The organism is Mojavia sp. (assembly GCF_059505145.1).
Genome location: NZ_JCACKA010000025.1, coordinates 1 through 5,311, shown reverse-complemented (window position 1 = coordinate 5,311; position 5,311 = coordinate 1). Strand labels below are relative to the sequence as shown.

At 44.7% G+C, this 5,311-nt stretch carries 9 protein-coding genes; 8 read left to right on the top strand and 1 reads right to left on the bottom strand.

All coding sequences use genetic code 11. From position 1 onward, the window contains the following. Window positions 1-19 precede the first annotated feature (19 nt). The 8 genes from AC5JL8_RS03740 to AC5JL8_RS03705 all read left to right on the top strand — a co-directional run bounded on the left by AC5JL8_RS03740 (window position 20) and on the right by AC5JL8_RS03705 (window position 4,913). Window positions 20-271: a hypothetical protein gene (locus AC5JL8_RS03740; RefSeq protein ID WP_495878438.1), complete on the top strand. Its 252-nt coding sequence runs from the start codon at window positions 20-22 to the stop codon at window positions 269-271. Then, a complete protein-coding gene (locus tag AC5JL8_RS03735) occupies window positions 268-534 on the top strand; it encodes a hypothetical protein (RefSeq protein ID WP_495878437.1) in 267 nt (88 codons plus the stop codon). Before AC5JL8_RS03740 ends, AC5JL8_RS03735 begins: the two co-directional genes overlap by 4 nt. Window positions 535-542: 8 nt before the next feature. Continuing rightward, complete coding sequence (locus tag AC5JL8_RS03730; RefSeq protein WP_495878436.1) at window positions 543-740, top strand: hypothetical protein; 198 nt, start codon at window positions 543-545, stop codon at window positions 738-740. Window positions 741-823: 83 nt separating this feature from the next. Then, window positions 824-1,219, top strand: coding sequence for a hypothetical protein (locus AC5JL8_RS03725; RefSeq protein ID WP_495878435.1), 396 nt, complete (start codon window positions 824-826; stop codon window positions 1,217-1,219). Then, the gene (locus AC5JL8_RS03720; protein ID WP_495878434.1) at window positions 1,219-1,824 is read left to right on the top strand and encodes a hypothetical protein; all 606 of its coding nucleotides are present in this window, start codon (window positions 1,219-1,221) and stop codon (window positions 1,822-1,824) included. Before AC5JL8_RS03725 ends, AC5JL8_RS03720 begins: the two co-directional genes overlap by 1 nt. 55 nt (window positions 1,825-1,879) lie before the next feature. Continuing rightward, window positions 1,880-2,446 carry a hypothetical protein gene (locus tag AC5JL8_RS03715; RefSeq protein ID WP_495878433.1) on the top strand — a complete coding sequence of 189 codons (567 nt, stop codon included), beginning with the start codon at window positions 1,880-1,882 and terminating at the stop codon, window positions 2,444-2,446. Between the two features lie 2 nt (window positions 2,447-2,448). Beyond that, window positions 2,449-4,305, top strand: a complete 1,857-nt coding sequence (locus AC5JL8_RS03710) for a hypothetical protein (protein ID WP_495878432.1) — start codon at window positions 2,449-2,451, stop codon at window positions 4,303-4,305. 308 nt (window positions 4,306-4,613) lie between these two features. Continuing rightward, the gene (locus tag AC5JL8_RS03705) at window positions 4,614-4,913 is read left to right on the top strand and encodes a hypothetical protein (RefSeq protein WP_495878431.1); all 300 of its coding nucleotides are present in this window, start codon (window positions 4,614-4,616) and stop codon (window positions 4,911-4,913) included. Between the two features lie 102 nt (window positions 4,914-5,015). Here the strand turns inward: AC5JL8_RS03705 and AC5JL8_RS03700 are convergent, their stop codons facing one another. Beyond that, complete coding sequence (locus tag AC5JL8_RS03700) at window positions 5,016-5,231, bottom strand: transposase (protein ID WP_495878430.1); 216 nt, start codon at window positions 5,229-5,231, stop codon at window positions 5,016-5,018. Window positions 5,232-5,311 lie beyond the last annotated feature (80 nt).

Sequence of the window (5,311 nt, the reverse complement as noted above, 5' to 3'; positions counted from 1 at the left end):
TGCAACAGGAGCTTAATTAATGAACTACGAATCTCGGCGTATAACCATCTCGTACTTAGCGGTTATTGAATTGTGCCAGATGTTTGATATTCCTCACGATGCCCCAACACAAGCCCTATCAGCAGCAGTAGAAAAGCTAATTTTCTCCGGTGGTATTGGTGTACAGACCTCTCCAAAAACTCAGAATTCTCCATCTACACCAACAACAATTCAACCAAATAAAACCGGACTAGCTTCTATGGCTTCTCAGTTCAAGGGAGTAGCTTCATGAACAACTTAAATAGGGTCTATGATTCAACCCTACTGACCAATTCCAAGGTTTATCAGATTGACCGAACGCTGTATCAATATCTGTTTAAAACAGGCACAATTCAGCATCCAAAGTATCACTTTCGCCCTCTGGCTGGACAGCGAAAGAAGGCTGATTTATTGCTGAACCACAAGGCTTTGACTACTCGCTGTTACGAGGTGTCAGGTATGAGTACCAGTGCTTCAGTCATCAGCCAAGAATCACTGCAATTATCAATTTTTTGAGGTGAATTATGAACACTCAACCACTACCAGAATTGATTGCACAAGCCCAACAATTAGTAACTCAAATTCGGCAGCATCCACAATATCAACGCTTACATTTTGATTGTGACGTAACGCTTGGAGATGTCACCCAGTTTTTCAACACTCTGCAATGGTCAGCCGCAGATTCAACTGTGGATGTTTCAAGAGAAGGCTTTTTTCAGTGATGGGAGAGCGATTGCAATGATTGGCCGTCGGTGCAATCGCCCGGCTTTGTTGCAAAAGTACAACACACAAGGATTGTAACAAGATGAATAACTCCAATCTATTCTCCGAGGCATTAAATGCGTTAACTAACAATGGATGCCCCTTAGATTTGGCACGATCAGCAGCAGAAATAGTTGCCAACGATGACCCATTCCAACCCGATTTAGGCAGAACGCCACAGCAACAGCAGATTATTCAAGAAGCACTGCCATACTTGCAAAACGGAATTTATGACCAATTTCAAACCATCGATGAAACGCCAAACCCTCTCACACATGGGCAGTTTTTAGGGAATTTTGGTTCTGAACTGCCGAACGAAACTATCTGGAGGCTTGCAGAAGGCGATTCTACAGCATTGGATGATATTACTTCATACGCTACTCTCGACAGAGCCAGCAGCATCTTCACCAGACTAGAAGAACTAGGAGCGTGGGATTAATGAACCGAACAGTAAAACTCAAACTCTCTGCACCCATCACCTATGCTGCCTTGCATTCCCTTTCGGGAATCAGCCAAGAAACCGTATTTCAAGCCCTGGACGGTAATAAAACCGCAGCTGCAACTGTGGCAGATTTTAGAATCAAGCAAACTCAACGCGCCCAAAATGCCTCTTCTGTATTCGGCAACCTATCACAAGGCTTACAGGCAACTGAAGCTGTGATGGCAGAAGAAACCAAGTTTCTGACTGATGCAGGTGCAAGCATTAACAAAATGGCTGATGGTTGGTCAAAAGTCAGGGTCAGTGATGCGCGTTTAGGGTACGGCTTAGAACAGAAGGTTATCGCCTCTAACAACCAAATATCCCAAGAACAGTTTCGGCACTCTAGGACACTCAACTTATTGGGGGAATCACACCGCACCGAACTGCGAGGGATTGAGATTGACGCTACTAGTGCCAGAACTCAACTGTGGCAGAAGGTAAACGCTAAAAAATCTGAGTTGACCCCAGGCGACAAAGCAAGGGAGACACTGCGGGACATCCACAGGCATGGATCTAATGCAATGCGAGGAGTGCAAGGTTTCTTTAGACGGTTGATTGACTAACAAGTGAATAAACCCCAGGTCTAGACCTGGGGTTAGCCATAATGAAGTGTTTATTATGTTAACCAAAAATCAAAACCAATCACCCATCTATTTTGATGCAGAGATTGTAGACGAGCGTACACAGCATATAGACGGTGAACAATACGACAGCGAAAAGGTACAGTCAGAGATCGCCCAAACCGATGGCGGTGTAATTGTACTTCGTGGCATTGCTCAGGGTTCTTTCCTGGCAGGCTTTCAAGTCACGTCAACGCAATCGCTGTACCTAGCAGGCAGTGTTGGGCTGTTTCCGGCAGTAGTGGCAGGTTTACCCGTTGGGCTTTCTGTTGCTGCCACACTCTGCTATTTACGCTTTGACAATAGTGTGATTCCCAAGATTTGCGACCGTCAAAAGTTTGGGCTTGGGGTAACTCGTACCCTCATGCTGGCTGCTAGTTCGTGGAAGTTAACCACAGATGCCCAACAGATGGACTTTGTAGCTCGTAGCAGTTTTTTGGGAGTCACCCAACAGGTAAAGCAGTATGAGGGGATTGAGTCACCAAAACAAACTAATTTCCCCATAATTCTCAGCTTGGCCGCAGTCGTGGCAGTGATTCTAGCTTTCTATTGCCGTAAGAGATGACTATGGACACCATACCATCTGATCTCAATCAACGCTCATACAGCTTACCACCGCGTCTAAATCTGGCAATCATGGCATCCATAACAGGCGCGGTGATTTGTGGCATTGCTGCCCACGTTGGCGACGGCATAGCAAAGAAAGAATTGTGCTTTTACCCACAGTCAGCCAGAATCCATGATGCACCAATAGAGGCTGGTGTTGGCAACCCTGATAAATTGCTTTTGGGTAAAAAGTATTGTCGATATGAGCAGAGATCGCAAATCCCTGAACCCTACCTCAAGGCTAACCAGTACCGGACAAGCAACCCGAACTATAACCCTTGGGCATTTCTCCAGCACTATAGCCTGTATGTCTTTCGCTCATTGCCTGCCGACAACCCGTTTAAGATTCATTTGGGCATTGGTGCAATGGTGTTAGGGGCAATAGGGTTGTGGGCTACCAGCAGGGCAAGGGATTATTTAAGCGAAAGAAGACCTCACTACCGAGCTACCAAACTCTTTGTTGGGGTCAAGGCTAATTACTCTCTCAAACTGGGTGAGCAGTTGCTTGAACTATCTGGAAATGAGTTGATTAAATACCTGCGTGGTATCAAAATCGCTGAGGCCAGACAGCAGTTTATCGCCAGCATCACCCCACAGCAAGTAACAGCCCTACTCATGGCGATGAATGCTGATGACTATTACGAGTTTGGGCATTTACTCGACGGTGGCGCAAGCTTTTCTAAGTTTGAGCCACCCCAGGCACAGCTACCACACGGTGAACCGGGAACAGTGGAGGAGAAAGCACAGCAGCCAGTCATCGCCAACGGTGACAAATACCAATGGATGAAAAACGCTATTGGCTACCCTGCTTTACTGTTTGGGGGCATGGGGTCGGGTAAGTCGTGGACGACCAGAGAGATTGTCTGGCAGAAGGTTAACGCTGGTTGGGATGTTGTAGCTCTAGACCCTCACGGAACTGAAGTTGAATGGCGAGGGGTGAAGCTTATCTCTGGTTATGACGAGATAGCAGAATTCATGCAATGGTACATGGACGAAATGCGCCGCCGCTATGATGCTTACCGCAAATCGGGCATGACAGAGGAACAGTGGACGCAACACCTCAGAGACAGTAACCAGCATTTCTCGGTCATCTGCGAGGAATTCACTACTTGGTCTGACCATATCGTTGAGCCATGCCCTTCGGACGCAGAAGATTTTAAGCCTGACCCAGACTTCATCGGTAAATGGTTCAGATGTGCTATGACCGAAAGCCGCAAGCAGTTGATGATTCCCCTGTTTGTCGCTCACGACCGGACAATGGAAATTTTGGGCAAAGCCAGAGGACTCTCAAAACTTCGGGATGCAGCCTTACTTGAGATTGAGTTAATCGCTCATGTTGACCCAATCACTACAGAGGCTAAGGCATCGGGCATGGGGAAAATTAAACTACCGGGGCATGGGCAGTGGTTGCCGATTGAACTACCTAAACTCGACCGCAAGCGAACTGATTTTAGGTTAGAGGAAGTAAGCGATTCCCATCTACCAGAACCCACAGTAACCGCAGAAACAAAAGCCCAGCTTGAGGAATTGTATTGGCGGATGGAATTTGAAATTGACGAAGAAAATAAGAGGCAACCCGCCAAAAAACTTTCTCAAAATGCTGATTCTCTCTTTCAATTTCTCGGTCGTACCAATCGCAATAAAGCATCTATTTCTGAGGTACAACCTAACTTCAAAGTAAAAGGGAATAGGTTTAGTGCTGACGAAATTAAACGACTCTTTAATGAATTAGTGGAGTGCGGTCTGTCCGTTTGGGTGGACACAAACACCATCGAAATCAGCCCAAATCAGCCAGACGGACACTCCAGACAGAATTAGACAGAATGACTGCACAGCAAAGGACAGAGCCGGACAGAGGCGCAGACAGCAACAGACAGAGGCAATTACAGGAGGTTGATGTTAGAAGAAGCTGTAAAAAAAATATTAATTAGAAAGCCTGATGCTAAAAATAATTACCCTTTCACCGCCTCAGCGATTTACTAATTTACTAGTTGCAACAATGCTGAATTTTAAATGTCTTGAGTTCCAGCTTGAGCGATTGTTATTGTAGGTCGCTCGACCCCTAACACAATATTTTTATTGTGGTTTAATTACTGGTTCTTGAATTAAAAATTGGAGAGAAAATCATGACTAATAATCAGCCAAGCATCTACGACGAACACGGATTACTATATGTTTGGTTTGAATTTTTATATAGTGACCAATCTAGCGATAAAAATGTCGCCAATAACAAACCCAACAATTCAACTTTTGGCTTATCCAGGGTTCCTATTAAGGGAGAATTGTTAAAAGTAAACAACTGTCTGTGGATTGTGGAGCAGGTAATACACCACAATATGTCGCTGGAAATGATTAATGATTTACAGAAATACCAGAACCGCATTTTTGTAGCTACCATCCAAGTTAGGTTCGATAGTTTCGCTTAATATTTTGAGCCGAGTTTTTTTAATGTCTAAGAAATTAGACATTCCCCAGAACCTCTTATAAAGTGGTCAGTCGGGGGCTTAGTTAGTCCCGTGCCGGGATTACTAGCCCCTAATTATTTGTTCAATTAAATAGTGAAAGCGATTGGACATTATGCACAGGGCATAAAGTTTAAAGTTGAATTTATCGAAAGCTTTTTTTATAGCATAAAGAAACACTTCGCGGCATTCACGACGACTTAGTTTAAATTCACGATTATTGCAACGAGTCGTAACGTGGTAGCAGTAATCTGATTTAAAGGAGCGAGGTTGGCGGGGCATGATAGTTTATTAATGGTTTTCTATTTAACGGGACTTAAACAAAAATTAAGCCCAAATGTAGCCCAAACTAGCTTTATAAA